This is a genomic window from Agrobacterium sp. A3-95, assembly GCF_053521785.1.
In genome coordinates this window covers 14,402-31,530 of record NZ_JBNWDR010000014.1, presented here as the reverse complement: position 1 = coordinate 31,530, position 17,129 = coordinate 14,402, and the positions used below count along the sequence as shown (strand labels likewise).

At 57.8% G+C, this 17,129-nt stretch carries 20 protein-coding genes; 16 read left to right on the top strand and 4 right to left on the bottom strand.

All coding sequences use genetic code 11. The features are described from left to right. Positions 1–202: 202 nt before the first annotated feature. From repC to repA, 3 genes are all read right to left on the bottom strand, one after another. Positions 203–1,420 (bottom strand): plasmid replication protein RepC, encoded by a 1,218-nt coding sequence (gene repC / locus ACQZ5Y_RS26360; RefSeq protein ID WP_174060319.1) that lies wholly within the window; start codon positions 1,418–1,420, stop codon positions 203–205. A 173-nt stretch (positions 1,421–1,593) separates the two neighbouring features. Next, on the bottom strand, positions 1,594–2,553 hold the full coding sequence (gene repB / locus ACQZ5Y_RS26355; protein ID WP_174060320.1) for a plasmid partitioning protein RepB: 960 nt from the start codon (positions 2,551–2,553) through the stop codon (positions 1,594–1,596). 123 nt (positions 2,554–2,676) lie between these two features. Then, positions 2,677–3,873: a plasmid partitioning protein RepA gene (gene repA, locus ACQZ5Y_RS26350; RefSeq protein WP_174060321.1), complete on the bottom strand. Its 1,197-nt coding sequence runs from the start codon at positions 3,871–3,873 to the stop codon at positions 2,677–2,679. 371 nt (positions 3,874–4,244) lie between these two features. Between repA and traI the strand changes: the two genes are divergently transcribed. The 13 genes from traI (at position 4,245) to ACQZ5Y_RS26285 (ending at position 15,277) form a co-directional block, all read left to right on the top strand. Next, entirely contained in the window at positions 4,245–4,871 is a 627-nt protein-coding gene (gene traI / locus ACQZ5Y_RS26345; protein ID WP_174060322.1) for an acyl-homoserine-lactone synthase, read from the top strand. Between the two features lie 2 nt (positions 4,872–4,873). Next, positions 4,874–5,845 (top strand): P-type conjugative transfer ATPase TrbB, encoded by a 972-nt coding sequence (gene trbB, locus ACQZ5Y_RS26340; protein ID WP_174060323.1) that lies wholly within the window; start codon positions 4,874–4,876, stop codon positions 5,843–5,845. Beyond that, positions 5,835–6,212, top strand: a complete 378-nt coding sequence (locus ACQZ5Y_RS26335; RefSeq protein WP_174060324.1) for a TrbC/VirB2 family protein — start codon at positions 5,835–5,837, stop codon at positions 6,210–6,212. The genes trbB and ACQZ5Y_RS26335 overlap by 11 nt, the downstream gene beginning before the upstream one ends. Beyond that, on the top strand, positions 6,209–6,493 hold the full coding sequence (locus ACQZ5Y_RS26330) for a conjugal transfer protein TrbD (RefSeq protein ID WP_174060325.1): 285 nt from the start codon (positions 6,209–6,211) through the stop codon (positions 6,491–6,493). Before ACQZ5Y_RS26335 ends, ACQZ5Y_RS26330 begins: the two co-directional genes overlap by 4 nt. Before the next feature lie 10 nt (positions 6,494–6,503). Next, positions 6,504–8,960 (top strand): conjugal transfer protein TrbE, encoded by a 2,457-nt coding sequence (locus ACQZ5Y_RS26325; protein WP_174060326.1) that lies wholly within the window; start codon positions 6,504–6,506, stop codon positions 8,958–8,960. Continuing rightward, a complete protein-coding gene (gene trbJ / locus ACQZ5Y_RS26320) occupies positions 8,932–9,735 on the top strand; it encodes a P-type conjugative transfer protein TrbJ (RefSeq protein ID WP_174060327.1) in 804 nt (267 codons plus the stop codon). Before ACQZ5Y_RS26325 ends, trbJ begins: the two co-directional genes overlap by 29 nt. After that, complete coding sequence (trbK, locus tag ACQZ5Y_RS26315) at positions 9,729–9,905, top strand: entry exclusion protein TrbK (protein WP_174060328.1); 177 nt, start codon at positions 9,729–9,731, stop codon at positions 9,903–9,905. The genes trbJ and trbK overlap by 7 nt, the downstream gene beginning before the upstream one ends. A gap of 4 nt (positions 9,906–9,909) precedes the next feature. Further along, positions 9,910–11,088 carry a P-type conjugative transfer protein TrbL gene (gene trbL, locus ACQZ5Y_RS26310; RefSeq protein ID WP_174060329.1) on the top strand — a complete coding sequence of 393 codons (1,179 nt, stop codon included), beginning with the start codon at positions 9,910–9,912 and terminating at the stop codon, positions 11,086–11,088. Between the two features lie 21 nt (positions 11,089–11,109). Next, positions 11,110–11,772 carry a conjugal transfer protein TrbF gene (locus ACQZ5Y_RS26305; RefSeq protein WP_062428114.1) on the top strand — a complete coding sequence of 221 codons (663 nt, stop codon included), beginning with the start codon at positions 11,110–11,112 and terminating at the stop codon, positions 11,770–11,772. Positions 11,773–11,787: 15 nt separating this feature from the next. Beyond that, on the top strand, positions 11,788–12,600 hold the full coding sequence (gene trbG, locus ACQZ5Y_RS26300; protein WP_174060330.1) for a P-type conjugative transfer protein TrbG: 813 nt from the start codon (positions 11,788–11,790) through the stop codon (positions 12,598–12,600). A 3-nt stretch (positions 12,601–12,603) separates the two neighbouring features. Further along, positions 12,604–13,041, top strand: a complete 438-nt coding sequence (gene trbH / locus ACQZ5Y_RS26295) for a conjugal transfer protein TrbH (RefSeq protein WP_174060331.1) — start codon at positions 12,604–12,606, stop codon at positions 13,039–13,041. Between the two features lie 14 nt (positions 13,042–13,055). After that, positions 13,056–14,354 (top strand): IncP-type conjugal transfer protein TrbI, encoded by a 1,299-nt coding sequence (gene trbI, locus ACQZ5Y_RS26290; protein WP_174060332.1) that lies wholly within the window; start codon positions 13,056–13,058, stop codon positions 14,352–14,354. 221 nt (positions 14,355–14,575) lie between these two features. Continuing rightward, positions 14,576–15,277, top strand: coding sequence for an autoinducer binding domain-containing protein (locus ACQZ5Y_RS26285; RefSeq protein WP_236763124.1), 702 nt, complete (start codon positions 14,576–14,578; stop codon positions 15,275–15,277). A 1-nt stretch (position 15,278) separates the two neighbouring features. On the opposite strand, the gene ACQZ5Y_RS26280 is transcribed toward ACQZ5Y_RS26285, so the two are convergent. Then, on the bottom strand, positions 15,279–15,599 hold the full coding sequence (locus ACQZ5Y_RS26280; RefSeq protein ID WP_272871268.1) for a transcriptional repressor TraM: 321 nt from the start codon (positions 15,597–15,599) through the stop codon (positions 15,279–15,281). A gap of 139 nt (positions 15,600–15,738) precedes the next feature. Here ACQZ5Y_RS26280 and ACQZ5Y_RS26275 point away from each other — a divergent pair, with 139 nt between their 5' ends. The 3 genes from ACQZ5Y_RS26275 to ACQZ5Y_RS26265 all read left to right on the top strand — a co-directional run bounded on the left by ACQZ5Y_RS26275 (position 15,739) and on the right by ACQZ5Y_RS26265 (position 17,083). Then, the gene (locus tag ACQZ5Y_RS26275) at positions 15,739–15,957 is read left to right on the top strand and encodes a helix-turn-helix domain-containing protein (RefSeq protein WP_174060334.1); all 219 of its coding nucleotides are present in this window, start codon (positions 15,739–15,741) and stop codon (positions 15,955–15,957) included. Between the two features lie 120 nt (positions 15,958–16,077). After that, positions 16,078–16,701 (top strand): DUF433 domain-containing protein, encoded by a 624-nt coding sequence (locus ACQZ5Y_RS26270; RefSeq protein ID WP_174060335.1) that lies wholly within the window; start codon positions 16,078–16,080, stop codon positions 16,699–16,701. A 4-nt stretch (positions 16,702–16,705) separates the two neighbouring features. Beyond that, entirely contained in the window at positions 16,706–17,083 is a 378-nt protein-coding gene (locus tag ACQZ5Y_RS26265; RefSeq protein ID WP_174060336.1) for a DUF5615 family PIN-like protein, read from the top strand. Positions 17,084–17,129 lie beyond the last annotated feature (46 nt).

Here is a 17,129-nt window from a genome sequence, read left to right as displayed (position 1 = left end):
TCGCCAACTCACGTACCATCCGAGTATTGCTACCACGCAGGCGGTCCTTTCACTTCAATCAGGCCGAGGACGGAATTGGCTTCCGTTGCCCCTGTATCATTTCGCCTGCACCGAATGCTACGAATAAGTTGCCAGCCGGAAACTTTTCGATATTATCCAATTGTTCCAATATGTTACGATCTTCATCGCGTACTTCACACGGTTATGCCGATGATCGGGCAAGTTCGGAATGGGCTCTAAGCTGCGCAAAAAGCATCGGTCCAAGCGAAAATTCCCCGCGCCGCGCCTTCGCGGTCAGATCCCGCAGATAACCCCCGGCCGAATTGATATGGCCCGCCCGCTCGTAGATACAGGCAATTGCAATTGCCGCAGCCGCCTGCCCCATCACCTCGCAGGCCTCTTCGTAGGCTGACGGGCTGACCCCAAGCATCGACCGGACCGTGACCGCGGCTGACATCATCTCACGCCAGCCGCTAATCGATCCACCGGGCCCAAAGCTTACAATTTCCGGGCAGGCTCTCAGCACCATCGATAACGGGAACGCTTCAGGTTCGCCCTTTCGCTCCGGCCGTTTGGTTGGCTCAGACTTTTCGCCCTGCTTCTTTTCGAAGCGAGGTTCAAGTTCATTGAAAGATTCGGTATTTGAATTCTGTTTGTGGCATCCAAATGCGATGTCATTGCCATCGCTTTTTTCGGTTTCTTCGTTCGTTTCCAGCATCCTGGAGACTTCTTCATGCAACAGTGACATTTCGTCGAGGCTCGCGGTCAGATTGGCTAGCGTCGGGCGCCGAACGAAACGTCCAACGATGTCAACAAAACAAGCCTCCGCGGCTGCCCAATCACCAGGGAGATTCTCTTCCATTCCTACAGTGATGAGCTTGCGGACGTCTCGGCGAACGATCGTGAGGCGGTCCTTCGTGATGCGGAAACGGCGCTGCTCGGCGGCAACATCCTGAGCGAGGGCCGCGAATTCGCTCGCTCGCGCGATGAGAGGCGCCAAGCTGAAACCGTAAGCGTCCTCGATACTGCCTTCGTTTCCTTTGCGGGCATAACGTTTGCCGTTTGGGCTATCCTTCCTGATGATGATCCCAGCCTCTACGAGCATTCCCAGGCATTTCCGAAGTGTCGTTCCCGCGATGCCGTTCGAGCGCGCGGACAACTGGGCATTTGAAGGGAACACGATGAGATTCGTATCGTGGCAAAGCTCCGTTGCAGGATAGAAGGATAGCAGTGCGTTAAGGACCGCGAGTGCACGGTCCTGCAAACCAAGGCGCGATCGGGCGTCACCGACGTCGCGAAACACTCGCCATTTGTCGATCGGCCTTGCCGATTCCGTTTGTTCTGCCTCTACCTGCCTCTTCACCAAGGCAAGCGTCATCGGCCGCCGCCCAAAAGGCGTCGTTATGTATCCCGTTTCCATGTTCCTCACCTTTCACAAGGCAAAGAAAAGGCTACGCCGGTGTGGCGTTGACTCTTGACTGTGATTCCGGGAAGTGCGATTCTCTAAGCGACCAAACTGAGAGAGGCCTTCTGGAACACCGTTTCGGAGGGCTTTTTCTTTGCTCTATCGATCCTTTCCTCGTTTCGTCTAACCTACTGCTTCGTCTTCTTGAACGACGCGTAGATTTCAGGGAGCATCGACATCAGGTAGTCCCCGAATTCTGGGGCAGCCTTTTTGTCGATCATCAATGTTAGTGTGCGCTTGTCCTGGCGGAAGCTCGCGGCCTTTACGCCGTCATCGGCCTGCCAAGTCGTCGCAGCGGATCTCTCTTTCTTGACCTTTTTGGGCGCGGCAAGCTCAAAGATCCGCGCGAAGCGTTCGTCAGAGGGGAGAGCTTTCACTTCCTCGTCAGACAGCAGCGCTCGAACCCTATCCGCGGCGTCATCCTTGCTCAGCCGTGTGGCAAGTTCACCCCATCTGTCGCGGCCCGTTTTCGGGGCCGCGCCAATGCCACGGATAATATCGGCCGGCAACTGCGTGGCCGCTTGGATCAAGCGAGACAGATTGCTTTTGTCGACCGCAAGGGCAGCCATGATCACCGGCCGTTGAAACCCCTTTGCTTCGAGCTCGGCCGCGTATAGCGCGCGTTCGATGAACGATAGATCCTGGCGAGCGCTGTTCTCTTGGCCTTGAGCCAAAACAAGCTCGTCGTCAGTCATCGGCCTGACGGCCGCTTTCACTTTAAGCCCAGCAGCTTTGACTGCACGAAGGCGCCGACGACCGTAGGCGATTTGATAGCGTCCATCGATGGACGGGTGAGGGCGGACGAGAATTGGAACTTGCTGCCCGTTCTCCCGGATGTTTCGAGCAAATTCCTCGAACTGCTCGCCATCTTCGTCAAGCCGATCGATCACAGACGGAGCATCAATTAGATCTGGGTCAAGATCGGTAAGCGACTGAGACTTTAAGAGCTCAATCGAACGAGAAACAGCACCGATTGCTCCTCGCGGCGCGTATTGGGGCGTGATGTTTCCTTGGGCTGTTCCATCACTATCCTCAATGGCTTGGGTCTTCGGACCTGCAAGATCGGAAAGAAGGTGCTTTCTAGCCATTTCTTGCTCCTTTCTTCCAATCTAAAATCAGCAAATCGCCTATATTATTTAGGCAATTGAGCGCGAAGTTTCCGGCTGGCAACTTGTCAGCGAAAGAGCAGCTTATGTGGGTCATGGTGTGCATCACTTTCGGCCCCACGATGATTGGATCAACTGCTCGATCTCTTTGTTCACATTATCGAGTGATTCCATCGCTCGGTCGTAAGTGGCTCTTGTGAACTGATCGCGGCTTACTTCGTACAGGGTCTGTTTGGTGATACCAGCATCAGAGATCGCAGTGCTCTTAAGCATCGGATGATTGAGCACGTGATCGCCAAACATTGTCCGCATGAATGAAACCATCTGGTTCTGCGGGCCATCGCCGGGCTCATAGCGGGTCACGAGATAGCGCATCCAGTCGTAGTTCATGCTGCCGCCCGCATCCGCGACAACACTGAGCAACTCTGAGGTCATCAGCAGGAACTGACACATCGACATGACGTCCAACATCTGCGGGTGCACAGTCACGAGAACAGCTGTCGCAGCACAGAGTGCCGAGATCGTCAGAAAACCCAGTTGCGGAGGGCAATCGACCACGACGACGTCGTAGTCGTCGGCCACGGAGGAGATCGCTTCGTCCATGCGCGTGAAAAAGATGTTTTTTCGGTCGTTGGAACCGAGAACCTTGGCGGTGTCATGCTCGAACTCCATAAGCTCGAGATTGCCCGGCACGAGATCGAGATTGGTGAAGTAGGTCTTCTTGATGACCTCCTTCAACGGGCGCCTTTCACTGTCGTAGCGCACCGCGCCATAGAGCGTCTCGTTGTCATTGACATCGAATTCCGGTTGGAAACCGTGCAGTGCAGACATACTAGCCTGCGGGTCGAGATCAATCGCAAGCACACGATATCCGTTCAACGCCAGAAATTGAGCGAGATGTGCGGCGGTCGTCGTCTTACCGGAGCCACCCTTGAAATTGACGGCAGTTATGACCTGAAGATGTTCGCGTCCGCTCCGGCGAGGTGAATAACGGCGATCACCCTTGCCGTTCTCGTCGAGGTATTCTCGGAGAGCCTGGATCGTTTCAACCGAATAGGAACGGCGATTGTTGTTCCCGATTTCAGGCTGGGGTCCTTTCCCTTCGAGAGACAAATGGCGGAGATAGCCGTCGTTGATGCCGATCAACTTTGCAGCTTCGGTTGACGAAAACGAGCGAAGCGTCTTTCGAGCCTCAGGCGGGTACAGCTTCACACGATGTTCGTGGAGCGCGCCCGACAGATCTCGCGCATGGGCGGCTATCAGTTTATGGATAGCTTTCTGAAGCTGAGCGGGATTCTCCACGACGTCCTCTCGTACACACGGTAATTTTCGTAAACACAGCGATTTGCCGTGGATAGGTCAACCGATTCCGTTCGGTTTTGCAAGATATTTAAAGTTAATCAATAGTTAACGCGCTCGTCTCCCGCCGCTGTATGAGGAGAAGAAATGAACCGATTCTGTTTATGAATCGGCAGGTTAGCGCCGAACAATGCTAAGTTGGGATCAAGCCTTCACTAACACTTTTGTTAGTGCTCCGATCGCTGCTCCATCTGCAAAAGAGCGGTGGAAGGACGCTGACAGATAGAATCACTCGCTAACACTTTTGGCAGTAGATCGAACTTCTCTGGCCCGGCAAACCTCCATACGTCACCAACGCAAGGGAGATTTGCTCGATGCGCATCGTCGCCATCAAGAACCCAAAGAGCGAAGTTGAGCACCGCCTCATCCATGAAATGCACAGGCTCCGCGCCCGCATCTTCCGCGGTCGCCTGGCATGGACAGTTCGTTGCACCTCCGGTCTCGAGATCGACGATTTCGACAAGCTAAAGCCGACATACGTCCTATGTATCGACCGTTCTGACGCAGTGATTGGATGCGCTCGGCTCTTGCCGGCGACCGGCGGCACGATGCTGGAGAAGGTTTTTCCTCAACTCCTGGAGATGGAAAATCTCGCCACTCACCATCGGATGATCGAGAGTTCTCGATTTTGCGTCGATACGAGCGCGACTGCTGAACGGGAGCAGGCCGGCCTCCATTCAGCGACACTCGCTATGTTCGCCGGCATCATCGAGTGGAGCATCGTGAATGGCTATCGAGAAGTCGTAACCGCCACGGATGTCAGACTTGAGCGTATCCTCCGTCGCGCTGGCTGGCCGCTAAGCCGCCTCGGCCCACCCGCCCAGATCAATGAGACGAAGAGCGTCGCTGGCCTGCTCCCTGCAGACTGGGTGAGCTTCGATCGACTTCGCCCCAGCATCTATTCCTCGAGTTTCTCACTCCATCAGAAGGAGGCGGCCTGATTATGCTCAGCACCCAAAACCGCTCACTCCCCCGTCTCGTCAGCAAGCTCCAAAACGCCCTGGGAGATCATCTGTGTATCGCACTTGAAGACCCAAGCGTCGTGGAGATCATGCTTAATCCGGATGGTCGTCTGTTCATCGAACGGCTGGGGCATGGCATGACCGCAGCTGGTGAAATGACACGCGCTGCGGCCGAGACCGTCATCGGGAGCGTCGCTCATGTTCTGAACTCGGAGGTCGACGACGAGCGCCCGATCGTGTCGGGCGAGCTTCCAATCGGCGGACATCGCTTTGAAGGATTGCTGCCGCCGGTGGTTTCCGGGCCATCGTTCACGATCCGTCGTCGCGCGTCACGCCTCATCCCTCTGGACGACTATGTGGCAAGCAACGTGATGACCGCCAAGCATGCCGAGATCATCCGCAGTGCTATCGCCTCAAAGCTCAACATCCTCGTTGCCGGTGGCACGGGCTCGGGCAAGACGACCCTCACCAACGCGATCCTCGCAGAGATCGTATCGAGCTCTCCCGACGATCGCCTCGTCATTTTGGAGGACACAGCCGAGATCCAGTGCGCCGCGGACAATGCCGTGAGCCTTCACACCAGCGACGCGGTCGACATGTCGCGGCTCCTGAAAAGCACGATGCGCCTTCGACCAGATCGGATCATCGTCGGGGAGGTCCGCGACGGTGCGGCACTGACCATGCTGAAAGCATGGAACACAGGACACCCTGGCGGCGTCGCAACGATCCATTCAAACAGCGCACGCTCCGCACTCCAGCGTCTCGAGCAGCTGACCGCCGAGGCAAGTCAACAGCCTATGCAGGCGGTCATCGGAGATGCGGTCGATCTGATCATCTCGATCGAACGAACGGCCAAGGGCCGGCGCATCAGCGAAATCCTTCACGTCACCCGCTTCGCAGGCGGCCAGTACCAGACAGAACCCTACGCAGAGGAAAACCGCGATGCAGCATAAGAGATTTCTCCTAGCCCTTGCCGTAATGGCCCTTTCTGTCGTCGCCGCCACTTCGCCAGCTTTCGCCAGTTCCGGCGGAAGTCTGCCGTGGGAAGGGCCGCTCGAGCAGATCCAGGAATCTATCACTGGTCCGGTCGCCGGCTATATTGCGTTGGCCGCTGTCGCAATCGCCGGCGGTATGCTGATCTTTGGCGGCGAGCTCAACGATTTCGCTCGTAGGCTGATGTACGTGGTCCTGGTCGCAGGCATTCTGCTTGGTGCCACCACGATCGTCGGCCTGTTCGGCGCCACCGGTGCGTCGATCGGCCTGCCATCGGAGCAACTCGCAAGCTTAATTTCTTGCGGCGAAGGGGAGGGGGCTTTATGAGCCTCCACCGCAATCGCATTCATCGCGCGCTGTCTCGTCCGAACCTTCTGATGGGCGCCGACCGCGAGCTGGTGCTGATTACCGGGCTTGCGGCCGTGATCCTGATCTTCGTCGTGCTGACGGTCTATTCCGCTCTCTTTGGCGTGGCGGTCTGGATCGTCATTGTCGGCCTGCTTCGCATGATGGCCAAGTCCGATCCGCTTATGCGGCAGGTCTATGCCCGTCACATTTCATACAAGTCCCACTACCGGCCGACGGCCGCGCCGTGGCGCAAATACTAGAGGAGTCCCGATGGCTGCCCTCAAACGTTTCCGCGCGACCGGTCCCTCGTTCGCTGATCTCGTTCCCTATGCCGGCCTGGTCGACAACGGCGTCCTGCTCCTAAAGGACGGCAGCCTTATGGGCGGCTGGTATTTCGCGGGTCCGGACTCCGAAAGCGCCACCGACCTCGAACGCAACGAGCTTTCCCGGCAGATCAATGCGATCCTCTCGCGTCTGGGTACTGGCTGGATGATACAGGTCGAGGCGATCCGGGTGCCGACGGTCGACTATCCGACGCCGGACCAGTGCCATTTTCCGGATCAAGTCACCCGCGCGATCGATGCCGAGCGCCGGAGCCATTTCGGGCGCGAGCAGGGCCACTTCGAGAGCAAGCACGCGATCATTCTCACCTATCGGCCGCTCGAGTCGAAGAAGACCGCGCTCAGCAAATACATCTATTCGGACGAGGAGAGCCGAAAGAAATCCTATGCGGACACGGTCCTGTTCGTGTTTCGCAACGCGATCCGGGAAATCGAACAATACCTCGCCAACACGCTTTCGATTGCCCGCATGCAGACCCGCGAGGTCCGCGAAAGGGGAGGGGAACGGGTCGCACGCTATGACGACCTCCTGCAGTTCGTTCGGTTTTGCATCACCGGTGAAAGCCATCCGGTCCGGCTACCGGAAGTCCCCATGTATCTCGACTGGCTGGCGACGGCGGAGCTGGAGCATAGCCTGACGCCAAAGGTAGAGAACCGCTTCCTTGCTGTCGTCGCCATCGACGGTCTGCCGGCGGAAAGCTGGCCTGGCATCCTCAATAATCTTGATCTCATGCCGCTGACATACCGCTGGTCGTCACGCTTCATCTTCCTTGATGCGGAAGAGGCGCGCCAGAAGCTCGAACGGACCCGGAAGAAATGGCAGCAGAAAGTTCGTCCCTTCTTTGACCAGCTTTTCCAGACGCAAAGCAGATCGGTTGATCAGGATGCCATGACGATGGTCGCGGAGACCGAAGACGCTATTGCTCAGGCCTCCTCCCAGCTTGTCGCCTACGGCTATTACACCCCTGTGGTCATCCTATTCGATGAGGACCGTGACGCCCTACAGGAAAAGGCCGAAGCTATCCGCCGGCTGGTCCAGGCAGAAGGCTTCGGGGCTCGCGTCGAGACTCTCAACGCGACAGATGCGTTTCTCGGAAGCCTGCCCGGCAACTGGTATGCCAACATCCGTGAACCGCTGATCAACACAAGCAATCTGGCGGACCTCGTTCCGTTGAACTCGGTATGGTCAGGCAATCCGGTGGCGCCGTGCCCGTTCTATCCGCCAAACTCACCGCCGCTGATGCAGGTGGCCTCGGGATCGACCCCGTTTCGCCTCAACCTACATGTCGAAGATGTCGGCCACACCCTGATTTTTGGACCGACGGGCTCGGGCAAATCGACCCTTCTCGCTCTGATCGCCGCGCAGTTCCGCAGGTACGAGTTCGCCCAGATTTTCGCCTTCGACAAGGGCAACTCGCTCCTCCCCTTGACGCTTGCTGCCGGTGGCGATCACTACGAGATCGGCAACGACCAAAACGGGGAGGGGAGAGCGCTGGCGTTCTGCCCTCTGTTCGATCTTTCGACCGATGGCGACCGGGCCTGGGCGACCGAGTGGATTGAAATGCTCGTCGCGCTTCAGGGCGTCACCATCACTCCTGATCACCGTAATGCGATATCCCGCCAGATCGGGCTGATGGCGACGGCACCTGGAAAGTCGCTGTCGGACTTTGTCAGCGGCGTGCAACTGCGCGAGATCAAGGATGCGCTCCATCACTATACCGTCGATGGCCCGATGGGTCAGCTTCTCGACGCGGAAGAGGACGGTCTGACGCTCCGGGCGTTTCAGTGCTTCGAGATCGAGCAACTCATGAACATGGGCGAGCGTAATCTGGTGCCAGTCCTCACCTATCTCTTCCACCGGATCGAGAAGCGGCTCGACGGCTCCCCTAGCCTGATCCTCCTCGACGAGGCTTGGCTGATGCTCGGACATCCCGTGTTCCGCGACAAGATTCGGGAGTGGCTGAAAGTTCTCCGCAAGGCCAATTGCGCCGTTGTTCTGGCGACCCAATCGATCTCCGACGCCGAACGCTCCGGCATTATCGACGTGCTGAAAGAATCGTGCCCGACCAAGATCTGCTTGCCGAATGGCGCTGCACGCGAGCCGGGCACGCGCGAGTTCTATGAGCGGATCGGCTTCAACGAGCGCCAGATCGAGATCGTCTCGAGCGCCATTCCCAAGCGCGAATACTACGTCGCCACGCCAGACGGACGGCGGCTCTTCGACATGTCGCTCGGGCCGGTGGCGCTGAGCTTTGTGGGCGCATCCGGAAAGGAAGACCTGAAGCGGATACGAGCGCTGAAGGCGGAACACGGCCAGGACTGGCCTAGCCATTGGCTTCAATCGAGAGGAGTTCACGATGCCACGTCGCACCTCAACGTCCACTAACTGGATCGTCGCAACGATGACCGCGGCAATCGCGCTATCGCCCATTGTTTCCGCCCACGCTGGATCTGCAACAGGAGCTGCCACCGAATGGACGCAGCTCGCCAACAATGCTCAGCTCATTGACCTTCTCAAAAGCTCCGGCCTGCAGGTCGACAATCAGCTGACCCAGATCACGCAACTAGCCGAGCAGATTCAGAACCAGCTGAAGATCTACGAAAACATGCTGCAGAACACGGCGCAGCTCCCCGACCACATCTGGGGCCAAGTCGAGAGCGATCTCAACCGACTGCGCAGCATCGTCGATCAGGGGCAAAGCATCTCGTTTTCGATGGGAAATGCAGACGACGTTCTCCAGCAGCGGTTCAAGAGCTATGCGGATCTGAAGACCAATCTGCCCAATTCTGAGTCCTTCTCGAGCACCTACCAATCCTGGTCGGACACGAACCGGGACACGATCGGCAGCACTCTGAAGGCGGCGAGCCTGACAGCGGATCAGTTCGACACGGAAGAAGGCACGATGAGTTCGCTGCGTTCCATGTCGGAGTCGGCCGACGGCCAGATGAAGGCGCTCCAGGTCGGACACCAGATCGCAGCCCAGCAGGTTTCCCAGATGCAAAAGCTACGCGGCCTGGTTTCCCAGCAAATGACGATGATGGGGACGTGGCTGCAAACCGAACAAACCGACAAGGACCTCGCGCAGGCCCGCCGTGAGGAATTCTTCAAATCAACGGCTCCCTCAACATCAGGCGGCGAAAAGATGAAGGTGGAATGGTGAGAACGAAACTGATCTTGGCCATCCTCGCCGCAATCATCTCTGTTGGAGGAACAGGCCTCTGGTTCCTGATCTCGGAGAGAGAGGACGCAAAAGAACGGCACGAAAAGTTCTTTGGGTCGACGAAGGAGTATCCGACATCGGGCGGCGAGAAGATGAAGATCGAGTGGTGATCGCATGACCTCTGAGCTCAAAAAGATCAGGGGCATTGCGGTGCTCGTCGCATTCATCGTCGTGTCGGTCCAGCCCGCGATAGCGCAGGAGGGGTCGGTCCTGACAGCCCTCCAGAACGAGATCACCACTGCCGCCAAGGGTTGGGAGACCACCGTCATGGATGCGGCGAGATCCCTGTTCTGGATTCTCGCGGGGATCGAAATCGGTATTGCTGCCGTCTGGCTGGCGCTTCAGGCCGCGTCCCTTGACAGCTGGTTTGCTGAACTGGTCCGGCGCATCATGCTCGTCGGCTTCTTCGCATTCGTACTCGCGCAGGGTCCGACCTTCGCGAAGGCGGTCGTCGATAGCCTGTTTCAAATCGGCGCGGGCGGCGGCACAGCGTCGCCTGCCGATGTGTTCAACGCCGGTTTGGCGGTCGCAACCAAAATGTCAGAGAAGGTGCAGTTCGGGCTGTTCGAGGACAACGCCCTCGCAATCTCGGCCGCGTTTGCAATGGTCGTTACAGTGATCGCTTTCTCGCTCGTTGCTGCGATCTTTGTATCTGTGATGGTCGAGATGTATCTCGGTCTGCTCGCCGGAATGATCATGCTCGGATTGGGAGGCTCGTCCTTTACCAAGGACTTTGCCATCCGCTACCTCATCTATGCATTCTCGGTTGGCATGAAGCTCATGGCTCTGGTCATGATTTCCAGAATCGGCTCCGAGGTCTTGATCGGCTTGGCGAACCGGCCCGACGTCGGGGACCAGTTTCAGACCGCTTTGGCGATCGCCGGGATCGCGGTCGTGGTCTTCATTATCGCCATGTATGTCCCGAACATCATCCAAGGCGTCGTTCAAGGGGCATCGGTCACAGGTGGAATGGAAACCATCCGTCACGGTGGACAGGCCGCATCATTTGCACTTGGAGCAGCCTCTCTAGCCGCCGGCGCCGTCGGAGCCGGAGCCGCGGCGGCTCAGTCAGCACGCGCGGCCGGATCCTCTATTGCGGGCGCAACACTTCGCGGCATGGGAGCCGGTATCGGGTCCGCTGGAAAAGCAGCCGGGTCGGCCGCCAAGGAAAAGGCAATCGGTTCGCCCGGCGCTTATGCCGGTTCGATCATGGGCCTTGCCAACGCCAAGCTCGATCAGAGCCGAACCGGACAAAGCGGCCCCAAGACGCCGCCAGAACGAAACGACAAGTAATAATCAGAAAGGCGACAAGCGATGGCAGCAAACCGGCCGCCCGACAGCCCCTACCTTGCCGCGCGGCAGGAATGGACGGAACGATATGGATCCTACGTCCAGGCCGCGCGCGCATGGAGGATTGTCGGCATTCTCGGACTTTCGATGGCCGTAATCGGCTTCACTTATGCCATGTATCTCAGCACGCAGGTCAAGCTGGTGCCCTACATCGTCGAGGTCGACAAGCTCGGCACCTCGGTGACGGCGGGCTTCCCTCAACAGATCGAGTATGCCGATGCCCGCGTCGTCCGCGCGACACTCGGCAACTTCATCACGAGCCTGAAGTCCATCACGCCCGACGCGGTGGTGCAGAAGCAATATATCGATCGGACCTATGCGCTACTCAGAACATCCGATCCTTCGACCCAGAAGATCAATGCCTGGTTTCGCGGCAACTCGCCGTTCGAAAAGGCCAAGACATCGACCGTCGCCATCGAGGTCAACAATATCGTGGCGCTGTCTAACCAGACCTACCAGATCGACTGGACCGAATACGAGCGTGATCGCAAGGGCAAGGAAACCGGCACGAGGCGGTTCCGCGGCATCGCGACGGTCGCGCTGACCGCGCCACAGGACGAGGCGATCATCCGCCTCAACCCGATCGGTCTTTATGTCCAGGACTTCGACTGGACCGCACAGCTCTAAGGGCAGGGAAATCACATGCACAGAACAGGATTGATTGCGGTGGCCGGCTGCATGGCCGGGCTTGTCCTTGCGGATTACGCGATGGCGCAAAGCATGACGTCGAACGAGGTGAAGGGGACCAATATCTCGCGAAAATGGCGGGGGACGCCGGGTCTGGTAACGACTGGACCTGACGGCAAAGTCATCTTTCTGTACGGCGAGACCCAGCCCTCCGTCATCTGCTCGCCACTTCAGGTCTGCGACATCGAGTTGCAAGGCGGCGAGATTGTCCGCGACGTGCTTGTCGGTGACACGGTCCGTTGGAAAGTCGAGCCGGCGACATCGGGGGCGACTGGCGGGCAGGCGATCCACCTGATCGTCAAGCCGTCGGAGGCCGGCCTCGTCACATCGATGGTTGTTACGACCTCTCGGCGAACCTATCATATCCAACTCAAATCCCATCCCAGCCAGTACATGGCCCGCATCGGGTTTGAATATCCGGAGGATGTGTCGACGAAACTGGCCGACATCAATGCCCGGCTTGAGACCGGAGGCATTCCGGGGACCGCCCCCGACAAGCTGAACTTCTCCTACTCGATCAGTGGTAGCGCCTCATGGCGGCCGAAGCGCGTCTATTCCGACGGCGCCAAGACCTACATCCAGTTTCCTCGGTCCATCTCCGGACAGGACGCGCCTGTCCTGTTTGTCGTCAGCGGTGGCCAGAACCGCATCGTCAACTATCGCATGAAGAACGACATGATGATCGTCGACTACGCCGTCGACAAGGCAGTGCTCGTCTCTGGAGTCGGCTGGCGCCAGCAGAAGATCACGATCCGGCGGGGAGGCTGACGAATGAGAAAGACCCTCGCCGCCATCATCTTCACTGCCATCGTTTCCGGTTGCCAGACAGCAGATGAGACGCTGACCACAAATTCCACACCGATTGCCGTCACTGGCGCCACCGCGAGCGCCATCGCCGGCGATATGGCGAGCCGCCTTGCCGAACAGGTCGGCCCGGCCGGCACCACGATCCTCAAGATGGATAAGGACACCTCCGAGTATGCGGCTGCCCTGGAGGCTGCACTAAAGGGCTGGGGATACACGGTCATCGCCGACGGGAAAGTGGGCAAGGATCAGAAGCCGGTCGAGGTTGCCTGGTCGATCGACAGCGTCGACGGACAGGTCCTCGCGCGGGTCAGCACACCGGCCATCGCGCTCGGGCGCGCCTACACCGCGACGTCAGCCGGCGCCACGCCTGCTAGTCCGCTTTCGATCATGCAGCGAAACTGAGGGGAGGGGAGACCATGGTTCAATCGCTTCAGCTCGGCACAGCGGGCAATGCCGACGATCAACAGAGTATGAGACGCCTCAATCGCCTGCCGATCATCGTCGCGATCGTCATCATCGTTCTGTTCTTCGGTGTCGTGATCATCGGCCTGTCGTGGCGAGGCCTCTCCTTCAACCGCGGGAACGAGCTCGACAGCACCTCCGCTTCACCGGCAACAACGTTTGGCGATCAGCTGAAACGGGGCGTGACGGACGGGATCATAGGCGAACCGGAGCAACGAGAAGTGTTTCAGCCGACGCCCGTCGTTGTCGAACGCGAGCCGGTGAGAGAGGCCGTCGTGGAGCGGCAGAACGAGGTCCGGACGGAACGGCGATCGCAACTCGAGCCGGAAGCCGAGTGGAAGGCGCGGCTGAAGCGCGAACAGGACGAGCAGATCCTTCGTGAAGCCCAGCGTCAGAGAATGGCAAGCCTCCAGGCACGGGCAACAGCGCTCGATTCTCCGCTCAAGGTTGACGTGTCCGAGGTCCAGAAGAGTGCTTCCGAAAGCAGGACGGACCCCCGACAACCGCTCAATGCCACGACGAACAGCGCATCCGATCTCTATAGCGCTGCGATGAAGTCCGGTCTGCTCGGACAGGACGTCGATCAGAACGGGCAGACCTCGAAGGAGGACTTTTTCAACCAGGACATCAAGGATCTCGGCTATCTGCCGAACCAGGTCGTCCCGCAGCTCTCGCCCCACGAATTGAAGCGGGGATCGGTCATCCCTGCAACGATGATCACGGGATTGAACTCCGACCTGCCGGGAAGGATTTCAGCGCAGGTCAGCCAGAATGTCTATGATAGCGCCACCGGCTACCGGCTGCTCATCCCGCAGGGGGCGAAGCTATTCGGTCGCTACGATTCCAAGGTGTCGTTCGGGCAGGAGCGCGTGCTGGTCGTTTGGACAGATCTGATCTTCCCGAATGGATCGACACTTCAGATCGGTGGCATGTCCGGCACGGATGCTGAGGGGTATGGCGGGTTCAAGGGCAAGGTCGATCGCCACCTCTGGCGCACCTTCGGGTCTGCCGCGCTTGTCGCCATCATCGGCACGGGGATCGATATGTCGATGCCGGAGAGCTCGACTTTGGCTACACAGGATACTGCTTCTGATGCAGCAAGGCGAAATTTTGCCGAGAGCTTCGGCAGGGTGGCCGAGCAGACCATCTCAAAAAATCTCAATGTCCAGCCGACCATCAGGATCCGGCCGGGCTATAAATTCAACGTGATGGTCGATCAAGACATTATTTTTCCGAGTTCATATCGGCAATAGAATAGACCATGGCGCAAATCGGTCATCTCTTATGTAATTGAATCGCGAGGGAATAATACAATCTTGCGTGGGTAAATTCTTTCTTTTAATACTCAACTTTAGGCGGGCACAATTGTGTGCTTCGCCTCCGTTTCGGAGCTACCGAGCCCTCTACAAAGGGTACTGCCACTTATGACTGCAACCTTGTTGCGTTCATACCCTCACTCAAAGGAGGCCATGAATTGAACCAATGGTTTGAGCGTTTGACCGAACAGGTCGCCCTGGCGCATGACGAAGCCACGGTGAAAGCGACCTTGGAGAAGTTAAGCCGTGAAGCGGGATTTGGCGCCTATGCCTATCTCAATCTTCAGGCGGAGACGCAGACGGCGATCTCAAACTATGACGTCGAGTGGCAGCAGCGGTACTTCGAGAAATCCTACGCTCTGATCGATCCCGTCGTGCGGAGCGCACGCGATCAGCTTGAGGCATTTGCCTGGTCCAACGAAGCATCGCTGAGGATGAGCAAGGAGCGCAGGAACTTCTACGGAGAAGCCGGGGAGTTCGGGATACGCTCCGGGATTACGATTCCGATCAAGACCGGCTTTGGTCGGATGGCAATGCTCACCCTGGCTTCTGAAGAAGCTGACTTTGCCCTGGGGCAAACGCTGAACCCGGTTCTTGCTGCTTCTGCGGTCGCGCAACTGCACTCGAGGCTTGAAGGTCTGGGAGCGAAGCCGACCCATCACACTCCCATTCGCATGAAGTCCGACGAACTGACCTGCCTGCGCTGGTCTGCAGAGGGCAAATCGATGAAGGCCATTGCCATCATCGAGAGCACGACATACGCCAATGTCGCGTTCTTCCTCCGTAACGCCAAGTCGGCATTGGGAGCGACGAGCTTGCCGCAGGCAACAGCTATGGCCAAGGAGTTTGGTCTGATCTAGCTCAGTGGCCCTTTGATTTCGGCATGTCCGGTATGTAGCCCAAGATATCAAGAAGCGTCGATACGACCGTCTGCTGCGCGTGGACGGCGATCATCGCCGTGATATAGGCCTGACTTGCCTCGCGAGCCGTCTCCGGGTCAGACGCGGCATCGACCTTCGCTTCGAGCATCACGGCGTCATCGCGCAAACGACGATGCTTATCTATCTCGCGCACGACGTGGCGTTCTATCTCTTCGGGCGTCTGGTCACTCATCAATCCGATAAGTGGGCGCAATATTAGTTTGGTATCAGACACAGGCCCGTCTGCACTTGCTTTGAACATTATCGGTCCAATTACCGCCCATATGCTGCCGGTGTAAACCTTCTTTGGAACGAGGTATCCGCAAAGGCAAATCGGTTTAAATCTCAATTACATACTATAGTTGATAAACTTAAAGTATGTAAACGTCGATCTTCTGCGCATGGATATGCGCAAGCTGGTCGGCCGGAATTTTGCCCGCCTCCGTCGGGAAAAAGGCCTGACACAGGAGGATGTGGAAGCGCGCTCCGGCTATAGCCAGCAATATCTCAGCGGCCTTGAAAGAGGAAAGCGCAACCCCTCTGTCATCACCATATATGAGATTGCCCAAGCGCTTGGTGTGAGCCACGTCGAACTGGTCACGCCCGACAAAGAGACCTGAAGAGAAACGCTTTTCCTCGCGAGTTAGATACCCTCAGTTCTGCTTGTTTCACAGATCGCGGAAAGGCCTCTTCACTTCCCATCCCAAAGCTATTATATATTCTCCCCAAGGAGAATGATTATGACTCAGTTGGTACGCGCCTATACGCCTGCGGAAGCAGCTGCCGTCAGCGAGATCGCCGTGAAATCGGTACACAACGCAATCGACAAACGGATCATCGCCCGGCGCCTTGCTGAAGATGAGGGGCGAGCACTATCTGACGATGACCTGCTGCGGCTCAAGCTTTGGTATGGGGTCGGCTCGATCCTGTCAGCCGAGCGTCGCCAGCGGCTCTTCGACACGATAGACCAGAATCCGGATGCCGACACTGTTCGAGCAGATGACTATCTGATCGTGGATGTTGCCCGCGCACGCCAACAGCTTGCGGCACGTGCAGAGGCACTCCGGGAAGCAGAACGGGTTATCGAAAGCGTAAAGGGTGTTCTTGGCGGTGAACCGGTGTTCAGCAAGACCCGCGTTCCAGTCAGGACGATTGCCGCTATGAAGGCTCAGGGTGCGACCACCGAGGAAATCGTCGAGGGGTATCCTTCGCTCACCACGCGTATGGTCGAACTCGCGGAAATCTGGACTGCCGCTCACCCGGCACGAGGCCGGCCGCGCAAACTCTCAGACCTTGGCGCGACCGTGAAATCGGCAAAGCGTCTCTCACTTCCGAAAGCCGCCAGCAAAACGTCCGGCAGCTGATATCGTGAAGTTCCTGATTGATGAATGCCTGCACACCTCTCTCGTGGCCGTTGCTCAGGATAACGGCCACGATGGATTCCATGTGAACTGGCTGGGATTGAGCGGCGAAAAGGATTGGGATCTGATGCCGCGCATCGTCTCGGAGGACTACACCTTCGTCACCAACAACGCGCGTGATTTCAGAAAACTCTACGGCAATGAAGAGATCCATGCCGGATTGGTTATCATCGTGCCTCAGGTCGTTCCGGCATTGCAACGCGACCTCTTCACACTCATTTTGGAGGAGGTGGCCGGCGGCGAAGAGCTCCTGAACGAGGTGATAGAGATCAGCATCGAGGGCGATGAGGCGGTTCTCACACGCTATTCTCTCCCGGAAATCTGAGACCAAGACAAGTTCGCTCATTCGAAAAGCAGAGACCCGATCCGGC